15 protein-coding genes are annotated in these 15,068 nt (G+C 63.1%); 3 read left to right on the top strand and 12 right to left on the bottom strand.

From position 1 onward, the window contains the following. Positions 1–16: 16 nt before the first annotated feature. A complete protein-coding gene (locus NKJ73_RS02895; protein ID WP_352568283.1) occupies positions 17–904 on the bottom strand; it encodes a sugar phosphate isomerase/epimerase family protein in 888 nt (295 codons plus the stop codon). Between the two features lie 393 nt (positions 905–1,297). Here NKJ73_RS02895 and NKJ73_RS02890 point away from each other — a divergent pair, with 393 nt between their 5' ends. The 3 genes from NKJ73_RS02890 to NKJ73_RS02880 all read left to right on the top strand — a co-directional run bounded on the left by NKJ73_RS02890 (position 1,298) and on the right by NKJ73_RS02880 (position 4,716). Continuing rightward, a complete protein-coding gene (locus NKJ73_RS02890) occupies positions 1,298–2,353 on the top strand; it encodes a sugar phosphate isomerase/epimerase family protein (RefSeq protein ID WP_292661180.1) in 1,056 nt (351 codons plus the stop codon). Between the two features lie 147 nt (positions 2,354–2,500). Next, positions 2,501–3,688 carry a Gfo/Idh/MocA family protein gene (locus NKJ73_RS02885; protein WP_352568282.1) on the top strand — a complete coding sequence of 396 codons (1,188 nt, stop codon included), beginning with the start codon at positions 2,501–2,503 and terminating at the stop codon, positions 3,686–3,688. A 176-nt stretch (positions 3,689–3,864) separates the two neighbouring features. Further along, on the top strand, positions 3,865–4,716 hold the full coding sequence (locus NKJ73_RS02880; protein WP_352568281.1) for a sugar phosphate isomerase/epimerase family protein: 852 nt from the start codon (positions 3,865–3,867) through the stop codon (positions 4,714–4,716). Positions 4,717–4,740: 24 nt separating this feature from the next. Here NKJ73_RS02880 and phnE (NKJ73_RS02875) read toward each other — a convergent pair whose 3' ends face one another. The 11 genes from phnE (NKJ73_RS02875) to phnG all read right to left on the bottom strand — a co-directional run bounded on the left by phnE (NKJ73_RS02875) (position 4,741) and on the right by phnG (position 15,044). Continuing rightward, a complete protein-coding gene (gene phnE, locus NKJ73_RS02875; protein ID WP_352568279.1) occupies positions 4,741–6,108 on the bottom strand; it encodes a phosphonate ABC transporter, permease protein PhnE in 1,368 nt (455 codons plus the stop codon). Between the two features lie 67 nt (positions 6,109–6,175). After that, positions 6,176–7,132 (bottom strand): phosphonate ABC transporter, permease protein PhnE, encoded by a 957-nt coding sequence (gene phnE, locus NKJ73_RS02870; RefSeq protein ID WP_023675195.1) that lies wholly within the window; start codon positions 7,130–7,132, stop codon positions 6,176–6,178. A gap of 159 nt (positions 7,133–7,291) precedes the next feature. Beyond that, positions 7,292–8,200: a phosphonate ABC transporter substrate-binding protein gene (phnD, locus tag NKJ73_RS02865; protein WP_352448387.1), complete on the bottom strand. Its 909-nt coding sequence runs from the start codon at positions 8,198–8,200 to the stop codon at positions 7,292–7,294. Positions 8,201–8,290: 90 nt separating this feature from the next. Further along, complete coding sequence (gene phnC / locus NKJ73_RS02860) at positions 8,291–9,139, bottom strand: phosphonate ABC transporter ATP-binding protein (protein ID WP_023675197.1); 849 nt, start codon at positions 9,137–9,139, stop codon at positions 8,291–8,293. Between the two features lie 235 nt (positions 9,140–9,374). Then, positions 9,375–9,992: a DapH/DapD/GlmU-related protein gene (locus NKJ73_RS02855; protein ID WP_352568278.1), complete on the bottom strand. Its 618-nt coding sequence runs from the start codon at positions 9,990–9,992 to the stop codon at positions 9,375–9,377. Further along, positions 9,989–10,696 (bottom strand): phosphonate C-P lyase system protein PhnL, encoded by a 708-nt coding sequence (gene phnL / locus NKJ73_RS02850; protein ID WP_352568277.1) that lies wholly within the window; start codon positions 10,694–10,696, stop codon positions 9,989–9,991. Before phnL ends, NKJ73_RS02855 begins: the two co-directional genes overlap by 4 nt. Positions 10,697–10,922: 226 nt before the next feature. Continuing rightward, positions 10,923–11,699: a phosphonate C-P lyase system protein PhnK gene (phnK, locus tag NKJ73_RS02845; protein WP_140536281.1), complete on the bottom strand. Its 777-nt coding sequence runs from the start codon at positions 11,697–11,699 to the stop codon at positions 10,923–10,925. Continuing rightward, positions 11,696–12,595 (bottom strand): alpha-D-ribose 1-methylphosphonate 5-phosphate C-P-lyase PhnJ, encoded by a 900-nt coding sequence (locus NKJ73_RS02840; RefSeq protein WP_352568276.1) that lies wholly within the window; start codon positions 12,593–12,595, stop codon positions 11,696–11,698. The genes phnK and NKJ73_RS02840 overlap by 4 nt, the downstream gene beginning before the upstream one ends. Before the next feature lie 265 nt (positions 12,596–12,860). After that, complete coding sequence (locus tag NKJ73_RS02835; RefSeq protein WP_023675202.1) at positions 12,861–13,973, bottom strand: carbon-phosphorus lyase complex subunit; 1,113 nt, start codon at positions 13,971–13,973, stop codon at positions 12,861–12,863. 1 nt (position 13,974) lies between these two features. Continuing rightward, positions 13,975–14,583 carry a phosphonate C-P lyase system protein PhnH gene (gene phnH / locus NKJ73_RS02830; protein WP_023675203.1) on the bottom strand — a complete coding sequence of 203 codons (609 nt, stop codon included), beginning with the start codon at positions 14,581–14,583 and terminating at the stop codon, positions 13,975–13,977. After that, on the bottom strand, positions 14,583–15,044 hold the full coding sequence (gene phnG / locus NKJ73_RS02825) for a phosphonate C-P lyase system protein PhnG (protein ID WP_023675204.1): 462 nt from the start codon (positions 15,042–15,044) through the stop codon (positions 14,583–14,585). Before phnG ends, phnH begins: the two co-directional genes overlap by 1 nt. Between the last annotated feature and the right edge of the window lie 24 nt (positions 15,045–15,068).

Below are 15,068 nucleotides of genomic sequence, written 5' to 3'. Positions count from 1 at the left end.
TTTCCAAACGGCTCGGCTACTTGATCAGCGGCAGCAGCGTTTCCGCGTTGATGCGCATCTGGTCGGTGTAGAATTTCTCCGTGAGCACGCTGGAGCCGTGGTCCTGAATGAATTTCAGCTGCTCCGGCGAGATGTCGACGGGGTTGCGTTCGACCATGTCGGGATAGGGGGCAGCCGGCGTGCGGTCGACGGGGGCGACGAATTCATTGGTCAGCGCGCCGTCATAGCCGATCTCCTTCAGCGTGCCGACGATCTTCGGCCAGTCGATCTGCCCGAGGCCGGCGGCGAAGCGGTTGTTGTCGGCGACATGGAAGTCGTACAGGCGCTTGCCGACCTGCCGGATGGCGTCGTAGACGTTAAATTCTTCCATGTGGATGTGGTAGGCGTCGAGGCAGACGCCGCATTCGGGACTGACCGCATCGGCCAGCGCCAGTGCCTGGGCGCCGCGGTTGAACAGATAGGTCTCGAAGCGGTTGAGCGGCTCGACCGCGATCTTGACGCCGACCTTCTTGGCGTGGGTGAAGCATTCCCGGGTGGCGTCGACCACCCATTTCCACTCCTCTTCCTCGGTGCCGTCCGGCACCACCTTGCCGACGGTGGCCGGAACCAGCGTGATGATCTCGCCATCAAGTTCGCTGACCATGGTCAGCACGTCCTTGACATACTGCACCGAGCGCTCGCGCTGGCCCTGGTCCTTGGAGGCGAGATTGCGCTCGCCCAGCATCAGCGTCACCGCTCCCCAGCAGCGAATGCCGTACTCGTTCAACAGTGCGCGCGTCTCCTTGGGCTTGTACTGTTCGGGTTCGCCGGAGATCTCGATCGACTCGTAGCCGAATTTCTTGATGCGCTTGAGCGTCGTTTCCAGCGGCTCCGCCCGCATCCAATTGTGCGTCGAAAGATGCATGGTCTATCCTTCCCAGAATCGCCTGTACCAGTTCGCCTGCGGCGCACTCTGCCGAAGCGTGCCGCATGATTCCTCCCCAAGGCGTCCCAGCATTTCTTGGCAAACTGGTTCGACCAATTGGGCCTGATGGGAGGTCTACAGTAATTTCATCTGGACGGCAAGAACTGCTGCCATCAAGCGTTGGCTCCTATCTATGCTATTGATTATACTTAAACATGTGGCCTAACTCGGCATGGTTGCAGGACCGCGGCAGCGCGTCAAATGGCTTGACCAGATTTCGGCATTTGGTAATACCAGAATAGCGGCGCTGAGCGCGCTGTGCAAAGAGACCAAAGACGCTGGCCCTGTTTTCAATCGGCGCTATGCTTGGTCGTGAAACATAGGGAGATGCCGATGCCGACGACGATGAAGGGGCCTGGTCTGTTCCTGGCGCAGTTTGCGGGCGACGCCGCGCCGTTCAATTCGCTGGCCTCGATCACCAAATGGGCGGCTGGTCTGGGCTACAAGGGCGTGCAGATCCCGACATGGGACGCCCGATTGTTCGATCTCGAGAAGGCAGCCTCCTCCAAGGCCTATTGCGACGAGGTGAAGGGCATCTGCGCCGATGCCGGCGTCGAAATCACCGAACTGTCGACGCATCTGCAGGGGCAACTGGTGGCGGTGCATCCCGCCTATGACGCGCAGTTCGACGGCTTTGCGCCGGCTGCGGTGCACAACAATCCAAAAGCCAGGCAGCAATGGGCGGTCGAACAGATGAAGTTCGCCGCCAAGGCGTCGAAGAATCTCGGGCTCAAGGCGTCGGTGTCGTTTTGCGGCGCGTTGGCCTTCCCATACCTCTACCCATGGCCGCAGCGGCCGGCGGGACTGATCGAGGAAGCATTTGCCGAGCTGGGCAAGCGCTGGAAGCCGATCCTCGACGTCTATGACGAGAACGGCGTCGATGTCGGCTACGAAATCCATCCGGGCGAGGACGTGTTCGACGGCGCGACATTCGAGATGTTCCTCGATGCGGTCGGCGGCCATAAGCGCTGCAACATCAACTACGACCCGTCGCACTTCCTGCTGCAGCAGCTCGATTATCTCGAATTCATCGACATCTACCACGAGCGGATCAAGGCGTTCCACGTCAAGGATGCCGAATTCAATCCGACCGGGCGGCAAGGCGTCTATTCCGGCTACCAGAGCTGGACCAACCGCGCCGGGCGTTTCCGCTCGCTCGGCGACGGGCAGGTGGATTTCGGCGGCATCTTCTCCAAGCTCACCCAATACAATTACGATTCATGGGCGGTGCTGGAATGGGAATGCTGCCTCAAGCACCCGGAGGATGGTGCTGCCGAAGGCGCCCCCTTCATCCAGCACCACATCATCAGGGTGACGGAAAAAGCATTCGACGATTTCGCCGGCGGCACGACCGATAAAAAGGTGCTGCGCGGCATGATGGGGATCTAGCACAGATATCCCTCCCGAGGGGAGGGTGGCCCGGAGGGCCGGGTGGGGTCGGTCCATGCCGAGCTTCACGCCCGGCGACCACCCCGTGCTACGCGTCGACCCTCCCCTCAAGGGGGAGGGGTATCTCAGATAACGAGGGAGAAAATCATGGTTGGCGCATCGAAGACGGAAACGGGAGGCGGTCCGATCCGCTACGGCATGGTTGGCGGCGGACAAGGCGCCTTTATCGGCGCGGTGCACCGCATCGCGGCGCGCATGGATAACGAGTTCGTGCTGGTTGCCGGCGCCTTGTCGTCGAATCCGGAGCGCGCCAAGGCCTCGGCGGCCGAGCTTGGGCTCGATCCGGCACGCAGCTACGGCTCCTATGCCGAGATGGCCAAGGCCGAGGCCAAGCGGCCGGACGGCATCGAGGTGGTGGCCATCGTCACGCCGAACAATGTGCACGTGCCGGCCGCCAAGGCTTTTCTCGAGGCCGGCATCCACGTCATCTGCGACAAGCCGCTGGCGACGACGCTGGCCGAGGCAAAGAGGCTGGCGGCGCTGGTCGAAAAGACCGGCAAGGTGTTTGTGCTGACGCATAACTACACCGCCTATCCGATGGTGCGGCAGGCACGCGAGATGGTGGCCAAAGGACAGCTCGGCGACATCCGCATCGTGCAGTCGGAATATCCGCAGGACTGGCTGACCGAAGACCTGGCCGCCACCGGCCAGAAACAGGCAGCGTGGCGCTCCGACCCGAAGCAGGCGGGTGCCGGCGGTGCACTGGGCGATATCGGCACGCATGCCTACAACCTTGCCCGTTTCGTCTCCGGGCTGGAGCTCGATTCGTTGTCGGCCGATCTCGATGCCTTCGTACCGGGGCGGCTGCTCGACGACAACATCAATGTGCTGCTGCGCTTCAAGCCGGTCGGCGGGTCGCACTCCGCCAAGGGCATGATCTGGGCAAGCCAGGTGGCGCCCGGCCACGAGAACGGCCTGAAATTGCGCATCTACGGCTCGAAGGGCGGGCTCGAATGGGTGCAGGCCGATCCGAACTATCTCTGGTACACGCCGTTCGGCCAGCCGAAGCAGTTGATCACCCGAAACGGCGCGGGAGCGTTGCCCGTCGCCGGGCGCGTCAGCCGCGTTCCGCCAGGCCATCCGGAAGGCTATCTCGAAGGTTTCGCCAACATCTACCAGGAAGCCGCGCGGGCCATTCGTGCGGCGCGCCGGAAGGGCGGCAAGCCGGCTAAGGATGTCGTTTTCCCAACTGTGCAAGACGGCGTCGAAGGCATGGCCTTCATCGAGGCCTGCGTGAAATCGGCGAAGAAGAATGGAGCGTGGACGAAGCTCTGAAGGGGTGGTGATATTCAGGTGAGACCGGCCTGCAAATGGCAGTTTCCTGCGCTTCCGGTGCTCATGTACCAAAAGTACGCTCCGCTCCGGTTCTCGGAACCCACCATTTTCGGCTCGGCCTGACCTGAATCTCACCACCCCTCCGGCGATCGAGCGAATGAAGGGGAGGGGCGTCGATGAAAATCGGCATGTGCATGTTGTTGTGGACGACCAGTGTCACGAAAAAACACGAGCCGTTGTTGAGGGATATCAAGGCGACCGGCTTCGACGGCGTCGAGATACCGATCTTCTCCGGCACGCCGGACGACTACAAGAAGCTCGGCGAGCTGCTCGATCGTATCGGGCTGGAACGCACCGCCGTCTCGGCGATGGGCGATCCGGCGATGAATTTGATCTCGCCGGATGGCTCGACGCGCAAGGCCGGTATCGACTACATGAAATCGACGATTGATTGCGCTCAAGCGCTGGGCGCGAACACTTTGAGCGGTCCGCTGCATTCGACGCTTGGCGCCTTTTCCGGCAGCGGGCCGACGGCGGCCGAGAAAAAGCGCTCGGTCGCCTCGCAACGCGCCATCGGCGATCATGCCGGCAACAGAAACGTCACTATCGGGCTGGAGGCGCTCAATCGCTTCGAATGTTATCTGCTCAACACGATGGACGATCTGTCGGAGCATATCGACGCGATCGACCGGCCGCACGTCAAGGCGATGTACGATACCTTCCATGCCAATATCGAAGAAGCTGACCCGATCGGGGCCTATACGCGCAACCGCAAGAACATCGTCCATATCCATATTTCGGAGAACGATCGCGGCGTGCCGGGCCGCGGCCACGTCCCCTGGAAGGAGACTTTCTCCGCCATTCGCAAGAGCGGCTACGACGATTGGCTGACGATCGAGGCGTTCGGGCGTTCGCTGAAGGATTTGGCCGCGGCCACCAAGGTGTGGCGCGACTTTTCCGAAGGCCCGGAAGCTGTTTACCGCGACGGCTACAGGCATATCAGGAATGGATGGAGGAAGGCGCCCTAACCGCACGTCTGCGTAAGGCCCCCGTCAGCCCTGGCCGGCCTGGATCCGGTTGTAGTCGTGGATCGTCCTGCTCAAGCGGCGGCGCAGGAAATTGGAAATGCTGTCGAAGATGAAAACGACGAGCAGGACCAAGAGCACCATGTAGAAGACATTGGCCCAGTTGGAATTGGTGCGCATCGCCTCCCAGAGCTTCAGGCCGATGCCACCGGCACCGACGGCGCCGATGATCGTCGCGCCCCTGGTGTTGGATTCCCACTGATAGAGTGTCTGGCTGATGAAGACCGGGATCACTTCCGGCAGCACGCCATAGCGCTGCACCAGCAAGCCATTGGCGCCGGTCGACTGGATGCCCTCGCGTGGCTTGTCGTCGATGTTCTCGAGGCCTTCCGAATAGACTTTGCCGAGCGTGCCGATCTCGGTGAAGAAAATCGCGGCGCTGCCGGCAAGCGGGCCCGGGCCGAAGGCGCGGGTGAAGAACAGCGCCCAGATCAGCATGTCGACCGAACGCATGAAATCGAAGAACCGCTTTAGCACCTGGCTAAGCAGGCCGCTCGGGGTGATGTTGCGGGCGGCGAAGAAGGCGAGCGGGAAGGCAACGATGCCGCCGAGCAAGGTGCCGAGAAACGCCATGACGATGGTCTGGAACAGCTTCGTCCAGACGTCGCCATGCTGCCATTGGGCGTTGTTCCAGATATTGTCGGCGGCCAGCGCAATGTTTGATGTGCCCGGCTTGAGCTGGGGTCCGGACATCAGCAACGAGACCACCTCGCCGGGCGACTTGCCGAAGAAGGGCGAGCGTGTGTCGAAGACGAAATTCGCCCAGCCGAGGAAGCGTTTGCGGACCTTGACGCGATCGACGGTTATACGGACCTCGCCGGCAAAGCCCATCCTGGCGACGATCTCATCGTCATGCGCGGTGATCCACTCCGGCACCGGGCCGGATATTACCGGTTTGCCGCTGGCCAAGGACACCGGCACCGTCTGGCCATTGGCGACCAGCGTCGCCTCGGTCTTGTCGAAGGTGACCGATTTGGCCCGGCCGTCGATCAGGATGGTGTAGGAGCCGTTGGCGTTGGTGATGACCCAATCGGGATGCGGGTCTTCGCCGAGCGCCGAAAAACGCGGATATCTGGGTGTGATCTGAGGCTGGTCGAGACGGAATTCCGGCTGCAGATCGTAGCTGATCCATTGCGTCAGGAAGAGCGGCAGGCGCTCCCAGTGCGATTCCCTCAGCACTTGCGGCAGGCTGAAGAACCACAAGGCGTAGAGGAGATAGAGCAGGATGCCGGTGAACAGGACCAGCGGGCCGAAGCGTTTGTACAAGGGCCGCCGGAACACTTGGGGAAAGCGCTCCTCGATCGACCGCATCTGATCGGCGGTCATTGCGGCCATGGGCAGTCTTCTTGTTGATTTGCCATGATCTTTTCCAAAAACCGGAATCCACTTTTTGGGATCATGGTCAGGCACCCATCATGAATGCCTGCTCGCCGACGAGCTTGCGGCGTAGCCAGGCGGAAAACTGGTCGACGAGGAAGATCGTCGTGAACAGCAGCAGCACCAATGCCAGCGTCTTGGCGCCGAAGCCGCGCGAGATGGAGAGCTTCAGTTCCTCGCCGATGCCGCCACCGCCGACCGCACCGATAATGGTCGAGATACGCACATTGATCTCGATCCTGAGCAGCGTGTAGGACATGAAATTGGGCAGCACTTGCGGCAGGCCGGCAAAGCGCACGCGCTCGAACCAGTTGGCGCCGACCGCGCGCAGGCCTTCTTCGGCGCGCATGTCGATGTTTTCGTTGATCTCGTAGAAGAGCTTGCCGAGAGCGCCGATGGAATGCAGGCCGATGGCGATGATGGCTGCGACCGGGCCGGTCGAGAGGATGGCTGCGAACAGGCCGGCAATGACGATCTCGGGGAAGGCGCGAAGCAGTTCCATGAAGCGCTTGACGACGAGCCTGAGCACCGGACTGGGCGTCAAGTTGCGCGCGGCGATGAAGGAAAAGGGCACCGCAAAGACAAAGCCGATGAAAGTGGAAACCAGCGCCACGTTAAGCGTGGTGAGCATCAGCTCGAAATATTCGGGTAGATAAAAGCCGCCCCAGAGATAGACGCGGCCAAGCGGGAAGTTGAACTCTTGGCTGCCCTTGTCGTGCGGCGATGCGATGTCGAACAGCGCCCGCCAGACGTCGTTCCAGTCCTTGGGAACAAGCCAACTAAGGAAATCCAGTATGTGCGGCAGCCGATCGAAGAAATGTCCGGCATTGGCCTCGTCGGCGAACCACATGGCTGTGCACATGGCGACAAGCAGTGAGCCGATGCCGAGCGCCGTGTAGAACCGGCGCAAGGACGTCTGGCGTCGCCAGGCGTCTGCTGCCTGCCGGACCGCGTCTGAACGAATTGTAGCGGCGAAGGTCATACGGGGTCACGAGCGGACACGCAAAAAGGGCGGCGACCGCATCGGCCCGAAAGTTGACTTTCGGAAAGCACGATGCGGCATCTAAGTGTTAGAGCGTACTTTGTGCGTCCAAGTGGACGCACGTCGCTCTAATGGACGCCGCCCTTTCCGCAATTGTCGTCAGCCGCCGATCGCGGCTTTGCGGGCTTCGACGATGACGCTGTAGAAGTCCGGCTTCACCGGAACGTAGCCGGTGAAATCGCCGCCTTCGATGGCCTCGAAGCAAGGCTTGTCCTTGGCCGGCAGGCTGGTGAAGAAGTTGGCGAGCTTGGCGCTCATATCGCCGCCGAGTGCGGTGCGCACGACCAGCGGGCCGTTCGGGATCGAGCCGGAGCGCCAGACTTCGACGAAATCGTTGGGGTCCACGGCGCCCTTGGCGACTTCCTTGTGGAAGGTGCCGGAGGTGTAGCCGTTCTTGAAGTCGCCGATGCCCGAGGAATCGTCAACCGCAACATCGACCTTGCCGTCGCGAACCGCGAGAAGGTTGTTCTCGTGGCCGCCATTGAACTGGGTCGAGGCGAAGAAGGTTTCGTTCGAAGCGCCAGTGTCCTTCGGGATCTGGGTCAGCGGGATCAGGTAGCCGGAGGTCGAATCCGGGTCGGCATAGCCGAGTTTCTTGCCCTTGGCCGACTTGATGTCGGTGATGCCGGACGACTTCAGCGCAAGGCCGATCGAATAATAGCCGGTCGCGCCGTCGGTCTGCTGGGTGGTGAGGATCGGGGTCACGGCGTTCGGATCCTTGAGGTAGACGCTGGCATAGCCCGACGCGCCAAGCTCTGCGAAATCGAGCGTGCCGCCGAGCAGGCCCTGGATAACGCCGTCATAGTCGGCGGCCGGGAACAGCGAGACCTTCTCGAAGCCGAATTCGGACTTCAGGTGATCGGCGAGGCACTGAAAGTTGCGCAGCCGGTCCGCTTCGTTTTCACCGCCAAGGATGCCGATGCGGAATTCCTTGATATCCTGGGCGTGAGCGGCGCTTGCCGCGATGGCGAGCAATGAAACGGCGCCAAAAACCATCTTCCTGAACATTATCTCTCTCCTGTTGGTCCCGGCCTCGCGCCGGTAGCGTTCGAATTTTTTGACAGGTGCCTTTGACGCGGGCGGGCGATCAGGCCGTTCTCAATATCCCGGGAATGCGGGCTCGAGCGGTCCGGCGGATGCAGCGATTTTCTGTTTGATGGCGACACTGGTGGAGGTGATGGCCTCGGAGATTTCGCCGCCATTGCTGTCGGCGCCGTAGACCATGCGCACGGCCTCGCGGTTGAGGGCTTCGGGCGGGCCGTCGAAGACGACCTTGCCGGCGGCCATGCCGATGATGCGGTTGCAGTAGGTGCGGGCCGTATCCAGCGTATGCAGATTTGTGATGACGGTGATGCCCTCGCGCAAATTGATGTCCTGCAGCGAATCCATCACCACCTTGGCGTTGAGCGGATCGAGCGAGGCAATCGGCTCATCCGCCAGCAACACCTTCGGCTGCTGCATCATGGCGCGCGCAATCGCAACGCGCTGCTGCTGGCCGCCGGAAAGGGTGCCGGCCGGCTGCAGGGCGGTGCGGGCGATGTCGAGGCGCTCGAGGGCTGCAACCGCCTCGGCGCATTCACCGCGGGAGAACATGCCAAATAGGTTGGACAGCGTCGAGCGGTGGTTGAGCCGGCCGAGCAGCACATTGGTCAGCACATCGAGGCGCGGCACGAGATTGAACTGCTGGAAGATCATGGCGCAGTCGCGCTGCCATCGCCGGAGCGGCGAGCCGCGCAACCCGGAGACCTCGACGCCGTTGAACAGGATGGATCCCTGGCTGGGATCGATGAGGCGGTTAATCATGCGCAGCAACGTCGATTTGCCGGCGCCGGAGCGGCCAATGATGCCGACCATCTGGCCTTGCGGAATCGCGATGTGAACATTGCTGACGGCGGTGTTCTTGCCGAACCGGCGGGTGACGCCGCGGATTTCGAGCGTAGCTGACATGGTGCAGGCTCCAGTCCAATCGCAATTGAAGGTCTGTTTACCCTGGCTAGCGCAGCCGCATGAACCTGCGGTGTCGGAACGATGTCAGTTTTGTTACTGCCCACAGCCTGGAGCGGGGCGGGATCAACTCGGCGCGAGAAGCTCGAATGGTGAATGGTGATAAGAACGGCTTCCCTGAGCCTCGAAACCTGTCCGCTGCCCCCATTCACATTCACCATTCACCATTTCACGACCCTCAGCCGCCATATTTCTCCAGAAACGCCTCCGCCGACAATTCCCGAAAATCGTCGAGCGCGGCGCGCAGCCTTGCATGGTCCCAGTCCCACCAGGCGAGCGCCTGGTAGCGCTCCGCGGTGCGGCGGTCGAAGCGTTCGCGGATCGGCTTGGCCGGTACGCCGGCGACGACGGTGTAGGGCGCGACGTCCTTCGACACCACCGCGCCGGCACCGACCGCCGCGCCATGGCCGACGGTGACGCCGGGCAGGATGGTCGAGCCGTGGCCGAGCCAGGTGTCGTGGCCGATGGTGACGCGTTTGGCGCGGCGCTTGGCGAAGAATTCGCTCTCGTGCTCGGCGTCGTCCCAATAATCCGAGGCGCGATAGGTGAAATGGTGCAGCGTCGGCCGCCAGGTCGGATGGTTGGTGGCGTTGATGCGCACGCTGGCGGCGATGTTGGCGAATTTGCCGATCGTCACGCACCAGACGCCACAGTCCTGCATCATGTAGGAATAGTCGCCGAGCGTGCTTTCCGACACCCGGCAGCGCTCGGCGATCTCGGTCCAGCGGCCGAGCGTCGAGTTCTCGACTTGCGCCGTCTCGTGGACCAGCGGCGTTTCCGACAGCTTTCTTGTCATGCGGCAATTTTCCCGGCGGCAAAAGCTGTCACGTCGATGACGCGGTCGGCCACCGCCTCGCGCACGTCGTGGTCGTGGAAGATACCAAGCAGGGCAACGCCGGCCGCCTTCTTGGCCGCGACCAGCGCAATCACCACGTCGCGGTTCCTGGCATCGAGCGAAGCGGTCGGCTCGTCGAGCAGCAGGATCGGATGCTCGGTGATGAAGCCGCGCGCGATGTTGACGCGCTGCTGTTCACCGCCGGAGAACGTCGCCGGCGGCAGCGCCCAGAGCTTCTCCGGCAGGTTGAGCTGCGCCAGCAAGGCGCGTGCCTTGCCGTGCGCGACCTCGCGCTCCTCGCCGCGCTCGACCAGCGGTTCGGCGACGACATCGAGGGCGGAGACGCGCGGTACGGTGCGCAGGAACTGGCTGACATAGCCGATCGTGAGCCGGCGCACGGCAAGCACGGTGCGAGGGCTGGCCGTCGCGAGATCGATGAGCCCGTCCTCGTGCTGGACGATGATCTGGCCTTCGTCGACCGCATAGTTGCCGTAGAGCATCTTCAGGATCGAGCTCTTGCCGGCGCCGGACGGGCCGCCGAGCACTGCACATTCGCCGCTCCTGATCGAAAACGACACGCCGGCGACGACAGGCAGTTTGATGCCATCGCGCAGATGCATGGTGAAGCTCTTGGCGACATCGGAGACGACGAGCGGGGTTGCCATCAGAGGGTTCTCCAATCGTCATTCGTCTGCGGGCCAACACCCCCCTCTGGCCTGCCCTCTTTGCCAAAACTTGCCATCTCCCCCTCAGGGGGGGAGATTGGCTGTCGCATTCGGTTTCGCCATTCTCCTGTGTCGCAGAACGGGCGGGACATAAAAGCTGCTGATCTCCCCCCTTGAGGGGGAGATGGCCGGAAGGCCAGAGGGAGGTACGCCGGAGCAATCATCGTCACACCTGCAGAATCGAGGAGACAAGCAACTGGGTATAAGGCGCGCGCGGATCGTCGAGGACGCGGTCGGTGAGGCCGCTTTCGACGACGCGGCCGTCCTTCATCACCATCATGCGCTGCGACAACAGCCGCGCCACGGCGAGATCGTGGGTGACGACGATGGCGGCCAGGCCGAGATCGGTGACCAGGCCGCGCAACAGATCGAGCAGGCGCGCCTGCACCGAGACGTCGAGGCCGCCGGTTGGCTCGTCCATGAACACCAGCCGCGGCCCGGTGACGAGGTTGCGGGCGATCTGCAGGCGCTGGCGCATGCCTCCGGAAAAGGCGCGCGGCTCGTCGTCGATGCGGTCTTCGTCGATCTCGACACGAGACAACCAGTCGACCGCCGTTGCGCGGATCCTGCCATAGTGACGGTCGCCGACCGCCATCAGCCGCTCGCCGACATTGGCGCCGGCCGACACCGTCATGCGCAGCCCGTCGGCCGGGTTCTGATGGACAAAACCCCAATCGGTGCGCATCAGGAAGCGGCGCTCGGCCTCGCTCATGCGGTAGAGTTCGCGAAACTGGCCGTCGCGCATCCGGTAGCTGGCGGTGCCGGAGCTGGGCAGCAGTCGAGTTGACAGGCAGTTGAGCAAAGTCGTCTTGCCGGAACCGGATTCGCCGACCACCGCCAGCACTTCGCCCGGCCAGAGGTCAAAAGTGACGTTCTCGCAGCCGACGCGCGAGCCGTAGAATTTGGACAGCGCCGAGACGCGCAGCAGCGGTTCGTCTGTCATTGCGCCGTCTCCATTTTTCCTGGGGCAAGATGGGTCTCGGGCGCGAGATGGCCGCGGTGGCCTTCCGCGCGCCGCTTCTCGCAATGATCGGTATCGGAGCAGACGAACATGTGGCCGCCATGATCGTCGAGGATGACCTCGTCGAGATAGACGTTCTCGGCCGCGCACAGAGCGCAGGGCTGGTCGAAGGTCTGCACCTCGAACGGATGGTCCTCGAAATCGAGGCTGACCACCTCCGTGAAGGGCGGCAGTGCATAGATGCGCTTTTCGCGGCCGGCGCCGAACAATTGCAAAGCCGGCGAACGGTGCATCTTCGGATTGTCGAATTTCGGCGTCGGCGAGGGATCCATCACATAGCGGCCCTCAACCTTGACCGGGTAGGCGTAGGTGGTGGCGATGCGGCCGTGCCTGGCGATGTCCTCGTAGAGCTTCACATGCATAAGGCCGTATTCCTCCAGCGCATGCATTTTGCGCGTCTCCGTTTCCCGCGGCTCGAGGAAGCGCAGCGGCTCGGGGATCGGCACCTGGTAGACCAGCACCTGACCGGCACTCAGCGGATATTCAGGGATGCGGTGGCGGGTCTGGATGATGGTCGCCTTGGCCGTCTCGGTGGTGACCGCGACATTGGCGACCTTCTTGAAGAAGGCGCGGATCGAGACGGCATTGGTGGTGTCGTCGGCGCCCTGGTCAATGACCTTGAGCACATCGTCCGGGCCAATGATCGAAGCGGTGACCTGGACGCCGCCGGTGCCCCAACCATAGGGCATCGGCATTTCGCGCGAGGCGAACGGCACCTGATAGCCAGGAATGGCGATGCCCTTGAGGATCGCCCGACGGATCATCCGCTTGGTCTGTTCGTCAAGATAGGCGAAGTTGTAGGTGGCGATGTCGGTCATGGCGATCGCTTCCGCTCTGTGCTACCGAATTGAGTTCCAAGACACGGAAAAGGGGCTGGGCTCCGATGACCCCGACCGGATGGATGCGCCTCGGGATCCTGTTGCTGGTGTTCGTCGGGGTGGTTGCCTTTGTGCTTCGAAGAATAGTTCTTCCTGAGCCGAGGGAAGGCGCGCAAGGCGAGACCATTGGCGGCAGTAGCGGTTACGGCGGATCCGGAGGCCATTCCCCAGACGGGGGAGGTCACGGTGGTGGAGCTAACTGAAGTCATTCCGCTGCCTGCCTCTTCTCTTCGTCCTTGCCGGCATTTTCGCGGGCGTCGTGCTCGGTGCGTATGCGGCGCACGAGGTCGAGCTCGGCCTGGAAGTCGACATAATGCGGCAGCTTCAGATGCTCGACGAAGCCGGTCGCCTGGACATTGTCGGAATGCGAGATGACGAACTCCTCGTCCTGCGCGGCGGCGATGACATCCTCACCCAACTCCGAGGCGCGCAGCGCGCGGTCGCATAGTGCCATGGCCATCGCCTTGCGCTCGCTCTGGCCGAAGACGAGGCCGTAGCCGCGGGTGAATTGCGGCGGCGCCTTGGCCGAGCCCTTGAACTGGTTGACCATCTGGCATTCGGTGACGCGGATGCTGCCGAGCGGCACGGCAAAGGGCAGTTCCGGCACGTCCAGTTCCAGTTCGACCTCGCCGATGCGAACCTCGCCGACGAAGGGATGGTTGCGCGCGTAGCCGCGCTGGGTGGAATAGCCGAGCGCCAGCAGAAACCCCTCGTCGCCGCGCGACAGCGCCTGCAGGCGGATGTCACGCGCCATCGGGAATTCGAGCGGCTCACGGGTGATGTCGCCGGGGACATGATCGCCGGGCATGTCGCCGTCGGGCTCGATCAGGCCTTCGCGGGCGAGGATGGCCGAGACGCGCGGCATCGCCTCCGCCTCGCCTGCACGCTGTTCCGGCTCGGCGACATCGCCGCCGGCAGCAAGTTCGGGATCGAGCAGCCGGTGGGTGTAGTCGAAAGTCGGGCCGAGCAACTGGCCGCCGGGCAGATCCTTGTAGGTCGCCGACACCCGCCGCTCGACCAGCATCGTGCCGGTGTCGATCGCCCTGGTGTAGCCGAAACGCGGCAGCGTGGTGCGATAGGCGCGAACCAGGAAGATCGCCTCGATCATGTCGCCGCGCGCCTGGACGATCGCCAATGCCGCCAGTTCCCTGTCGTAGAGCGAACCTTCGCTCATCACCCGGTCGACGCCGAGCGCCAGCTGCTCGACGATCTGGTCTAGACGAAGTGCGGGCACCGAACGGTCGCCGCGCCGGCGGTCGGCGAGCAGTTTGTGAGCATTGCGAATGGCCGTCTCGCCACCCTTTACCGCAACATACATGCTACGCCTCCATCATCTTGATGCGCGTCGTGCGCGGCAGGCAGGCAATTGCGTCGAACGTGGCGAGGATGATATCGACGCCACGCGGAAAACGCTGGTTGTTCTGCTTCCATTGCTCGACGAAATGGCGCGGCATTTGCGCCGGCGCGATCGTCGCCGTCTTCTCGATGCCCGGGCCTTCGAGCAGCAGCGCAGCGCCGGAGATGAGATCGCCGACCTCGAGGATCAGCGTCGTGGAGCGATCGGGATAATCCTGGGTGCCTTGCGAAAACCCGTCGAGCGCCATCATCTCGGCCGGCGTGGCGATCAGCGCGAAATGCGCGTCGGCCGGGGTGTTGGCCAGCGGCGCGCCGGTATGGAAGCCAAGCCAGGATTTCACCGCCGACACCTGCAAAGCCGGGTCGAGCCAGAGCGGCGTGTCGTTGTCGCACAGCGCCAGCGCAACGGCGCCGGCGGTGGCCGACAGCGGCGCCGGTGGGTGGGCAAGGGCCGGCAAGGGCTGGACGCTGCCCGGCCGCGCCATCGCGTCCATCACGGCACGGAATACGGTCTGGGCATTGAATACCGGATCGGCGAAGCCGCCTTCAATGGATTGAGCGGCGATATCCATCAGTCTTCTCCGCGCACCATGGTGAAGAAATCGACCTTGGTCGCCGCCGTCTCGGCGCGGCGCTGTTCACGCGCCTTGGCCAGTGCCGCCTGCAATGGCGCAACGATCCTGATCTCGACCTCATTGCGGTGGGCCGGGTCCTGCCACAGCGCATCGGCGATTGCCGCCAGCCTTGCCTTCTGCTTGTCGCGGCCGAGCGCGTAGCAGTGGCCGACATGGCCGGACGCAAGCCGCACCGTGGCACGGGTGACCGTCGCCTCGCCGACATTGAAAGGGGCACCACCGCCGCCGATGCGGCCGCGTACCGTAACCAGGCCGGTTTCGGGGCCACGCAGAAGTTCCGCTTCGCAAGGCAGGCCGGCTTCGTCCCAGAGGCGGACGATGTCGTCGCCGGCCGATTGCGCCAGCGTCGCCATCACGGCCTTGCGCTCGGCCTGCTCTCGCGCTTCCCGTCCTCGCATGGCGGTGCTCCTCGTCTGCGTTCA

Source organism: Mesorhizobium sp. M0074 (assembly GCF_040322975.1).
Lineage (GTDB): Bacteria > Pseudomonadota > Alphaproteobacteria > Rhizobiales > Rhizobiaceae > Mesorhizobium.
This window is presented reverse-complemented; position numbering and strand designations above follow the sequence as displayed.